The sequence below is a fragment of the Methanofastidiosum sp. genome (assembly GCA_013178285.1).
Classification (GTDB): Archaea; Methanobacteriota_B; Thermococci; order Methanofastidiosales; family Methanofastidiosaceae; genus Methanofastidiosum.
In genome coordinates this window covers 1-3,686 of the sequence record JABLXD010000080.1, presented here as the reverse complement: position 1 = coordinate 3,686, position 3,686 = coordinate 1, and the positions used below count along the sequence as shown (strand labels likewise).

At 36.9% G+C, this 3,686-nt stretch carries 4 protein-coding genes; all 4 read left to right on the top strand.

Annotated features, from left to right (window positions below):
• Positions 1–487: 487 nt before the first annotated feature.
• The 4 genes from HPY60_11715 (at position 488) to HPY60_11700 (ending at position 3,617) form a co-directional block, all read left to right on the top strand.
• Positions 488–2,455, top strand: coding sequence for a DNA topoisomerase 3 (locus HPY60_11715; protein ID NPV51842.1), 1,968 nt, complete (start codon positions 488–490; stop codon positions 2,453–2,455).
• Positions 2,456–2,464: 9 nt separating this feature from the next.
• On the top strand, positions 2,465–2,731 hold the full coding sequence (locus tag HPY60_11710) for an HU family DNA-binding protein (GenBank protein ID NPV51841.1): 267 nt from the start codon (positions 2,465–2,467) through the stop codon (positions 2,729–2,731).
• 104 nt (positions 2,732–2,835) lie between these two features.
• Entirely contained in the window at positions 2,836–3,399 is a 564-nt protein-coding gene (locus HPY60_11705; protein ID NPV51840.1) for a hypothetical protein, read from the top strand.
• A 5-nt stretch (positions 3,400–3,404) separates the two neighbouring features.
• Positions 3,405–3,617 (top strand): hypothetical protein, encoded by a 213-nt coding sequence (locus HPY60_11700; GenBank protein NPV51839.1) that lies wholly within the window; start codon positions 3,405–3,407, stop codon positions 3,615–3,617.
• The last annotated feature ends 69 nt before the right edge of the window (positions 3,618–3,686 follow it).

Here is a 3,686-nt window from a genome sequence, read left to right as displayed (position 1 = left end):
ATTTTTTTATCAAAATAATCCAAATCCACTTAAGTTTCAATTGTTTTCTGTGAGAAGCTTTATAAAAAACGACTAATGTTAATGAAATAAACTTTATGAATTTTCTCCAAAAAGTTGACAGGTGACGTTAACATGTCCGAAAGGTGACCAGGTGACCTTAACATGTCCGAAAAAAATTAAGTTTTTTTCCAAAATTTTCGCTCAAGGTGACGTTAACATGTCCGAAAGGTGACGTTAACATGTCCGAAAGGTGACGTTAACATGTCCGAAACATTTTTCTGAAACCCTTGATTTTACTTGATGCTACAGAAATACAAGTACAGAAATAATATACAGAAATAGGCAGGAGTGCATATTTCTGTATATGCACTCCTGCCTTCTTGCAAAAAAATAAAATTACAGAAAAATAAAAAAAATAAACAACAACTCTACGATTATTGCGTCCAAAAAATCAATTTAATAGTTACCACTTATCATTTATATAATAATGAGCAAAACCATAATTATAACCGAAAAACCATCTGTCGCTCAGGACTTTGCAAAAGCCTTAACCGCATCAAAAAAAGGAGATGGCTACCTTGAAAACGACAGATACATTATCACATGGGCATACGGGCATCTCTGCGAGCTAAAGGAACCAGAGGAATATAATTCAGAACTAAAGCAATGGACATTAGATACACTCCCAATCTTTCCTGAACGGTTCCAATACAAAGTACTTCAGTCAGCGAAAAAACAATTCCAAGTCATTAAATCCCTTCTTAACCGTTCTGATGTGTCATCTGTAGTAATTGCTACTGACTGTGGACGTGAAGGAGAACTTATAGCGAGACTAATTCTCCAGCTTGCAGGAAATAAAAAACCCGTGTATAGGTTGTGGACATCGGAAGCACTCACAGAACAAGTAATAAGAAAACAGATGCAACAGTTAAAACCTGCTTCCGAGTTTGACAGACTCTATCAATCTGCTCTTGCCCGTCAGTGGGCAGACTGGCTTGTAGGCATTAATTGCACTCGTGCTGTGACATGCAAGAACAGGGAGCTTTTTACTGTTGGACGAGTTCAAACTGCAGTGTTAGCTCTTGTGGTGCAAAGAGAACGGGAAATAAGGAATTTTAAACCACAACCATATTACAACGTTTCTGCAACATTTAAAAGGAGAGACGATGTATTCAAAGGCATTTATTTTAAACCGATTCAAAATAACGATGACAAAGAAACTGAGGAAGAAAATGATACTGAAGGGATTACTTCTAAGTATGCTATTGCAAAGAAAATTGATGCAGACAGAATCGTTTCTGAAGTTAAGGGCAAAACAGGAATTATTAAAGAAGTAACAAGTAAAATTTCCAGCGAAAAACCACCACTTCTATTTTTTCTAACTACACTACAACAAGAATGCAATCGCCTCTTTGGATTTTCAGCAGATAAAACTTTAGCGATAGCTCAATCCCTTTACGAAAAACACAGAATTCTTTCCTATCCCCGCACTGAATCACAACACCTTGATCCACAATATGCTGAGGAGTGCAAGAAAATTCTTAGCCAGATAAGAAGCGTTATCAAATTTGACATTAACAAGTGCAGTATAGATAAAAACAACAAGAGAGTTTTTGATTTAAGTAAACTTACAGACCATCATGCTCTTATTCCACAGGGAGCTCCGACACAACCACTAACCGAAGATGAAAGAAAAGTTTTTGAATTGGTATGTAAGCGTTTTGTTTCTGCTTTCTATCCTGACTGTAAATTTAAAAACACGACTATTTATATTCAAGTAAACCAACATAACTTTTTAGCAAAAGGGAAAACCTTAGTAGATGCTGGTTGGAGAGAAATTTACGGCGGATTAAAATCCGATATAATTTTACCTCATCTTGCAAAGGGAGAAAAAGTTTTTGTTGCAGATACTCAGACTGTTGAAAAACAGACTCAACCACCACCAAGATACACAGATGCGACACTGCTTGAGATAATGGCAAATGCCCACAAAGTAGTGCAGAATGAGGAATTAAAAAAGATACTCAAAGAAAATGCAGGAATTGGCACACCTGCAACACGGGCTCAGATAATTAAGAACCTTCAAGATAGAAAATATCTTATTAGACAAGGTAAAGCCTTCGTTCCTACAACAAAAGCAGAGTTCCTAATAGACCTACTTAAGGATGAAAAAGTAGCATCACCTGAGTACACAGCGATATGGGAGCAAGAGCTTGAACGGATTGCAAAGGGAGAGGTAAAGACAACAACTTCTTTTTTGGAAAGTATTAAAAATTACGTTTCAGCGTTTGTAGGTAAGATTAAAAATTCACATACTATCTATGACAAACAAACATCATTTAACACGAAAAAGAAAACATTCTCTGAGTTAAATAAAGTGCGTTTTAAACCACAATATTCAAAGACAAAGGTTTATAAAAAAAGGAAAACTTATCCACCCAAAGAAAGGAGGTGATAGAGAGCGATGAACAAGGCAGAGTTGATTGACGTAATTGCTAAAAAGAGTGGATTTACCAAAAAGGATTCAGAGAAGTTCCTCAACACCTTCATTGAAGTCATATTTGATGCCGCAAGGAAAGGTGAATCTGTCAGACTTCCTCGTTTTGGAACGTTTAAGGTGGTAACAAGAAAGGAAAGAACTGCCAGGAATCCACGGACTGGAGAACTCGTAAAGGTGCCTCAGACAAAGTTACTACGATTTTCCCCTTCTTTAGAGTTACGCTCTCTGTAACTCTTATACCCCTCAAATTTACCCCGAGAGACACTCTCGGGGTTTTTTCTTGTTGGCAAAAGGTTACTCTTTTTTTATCTTTAAAAGAGATGCAAGAGATGCAGATGAAAGTAGAAATTTCTGTCGAAGAAATAGAAGGATTTGGGCAAATTATTGACTATATTGAAGAACTTGCCAGAGAGTATGAAATTCCCTTTGAAGATGCACTGGAACAGGCAGAATTTGCGTTAAGTCATGCCATAAGCGAAAAACTCAAGATGGACATTCAGGTTTACTTAAGACAGAACTGTAGGATCGTAGGTTTTTCTAACCAGAAAGCTTTTAGAATTAAGCCAAAGCAGATTCCTAGAGATGTAATAAGGTATGCGAAGGAATTTCTTAAATACAGATTTGTCTGCTTAAATGCACAGAGAATACTGTATGAAGCAAAAAAACTTACGAGAACAGTAGTGACGGGAACGATTAAACGAATTATACAGAAAAACTTATATGTTAAAATTCAGAACCCGCATGCTATGACGGGAGGGGGGAGGGTATTGATAGGGATATGCCCCCTGGAGCATCAGACTCCAAAAGAAAGGGGGGCATACAGGGAGGGAATGGTGCTACCTTTTTTCGTCACTAGCGTGCGGGGAATAGTTGAAAACAGCGTGCCGAGAGTGATATAATAACATTGAGTAGAAATTCAATATCGTTCCCTGAAACGATCTTGAGACAGTTACTTCAGGAAGATGGAATATTTATAGAGTTTAAGGCAGTAAAACGAATAGCTGGTGCGTACACTGTAATTCACGCTAAGGAAAGAATTCCAAAAGAATATATTAAAAAAACAACAGAAATTTTAAAAGAGGGGGTGATTGTAAGATATGGAGAAAAGATTTTCTGAACTATTCAAGACAAAACAACTTGCTAACCGTATTATAATTTACGAAACTTTAAGGCTTCACAAAGCTCC

What these genes read in the sequence shown, in the direction of transcription:
- HPY60_11715 (NPV51842.1), top strand. Translation starts at nt 488, where the DNA reads ATGAGCAAAACCATAATTATAACCGAAAAACCATCTGTCGCTCAGGAC.
- HPY60_11710 (NPV51841.1), top strand. Translation starts at nt 2,465, where the DNA reads ATGAACAAGGCAGAGTTGATTGACGTAATTGCTAAAAAGAGTGGATTT.
- HPY60_11705 (NPV51840.1), top strand. Translation starts at nt 2,836, where the DNA reads ATGAAAGTAGAAATTTCTGTCGAAGAAATAGAAGGATTTGGGCAAATT.